Here is a 256-nt window from a genome sequence, read left to right on the forward strand (position 1 = left end):
TGACCGTCGTCAGAAAAAACGTCAGTTCCGCGCTCTGTGGATCGCTCGTATCAATGCTGGTGCTCGTGTTAACGGTCTGTCCTACAGCCGTTTCATCGCTGGCCTGAAAAAAGCGTCCATCGAAATCGACCGTAAGGTTCTGGCTGAACTGGCCGTGAACGAAAAAGCGGTGTTTGCTGCGATTGTCGAGAAAGCTAAAGCCACCTTGGCTTAAGTACCCCCGACAGTCACCCTGGGCTGCTCCTGCAGCCCAAGG

1 protein-coding gene is annotated in these 256 nt (G+C 54.3%); it reads left to right on the top strand.

What is annotated here, in order from left to right; translation table 11 throughout:
* Positions 1-214, top strand: a 214-nt coding sequence (rplT, locus tag SB717_RS37595) for a 50S ribosomal protein L20 (protein WP_410908240.1), incomplete at its 5' end; no start/stop codon positions are given.
* Positions 215-256 lie beyond the last annotated feature (42 nt).

Origin of the sequence: Priestia sp. SIMBA_032, from assembly GCF_046535215.1 — a bacterium.
Classification (GTDB): domain Bacteria; phylum Bacillota; class Bacilli; order Bacillales; family Bacillaceae_H; genus Priestia; species Priestia aryabhattai.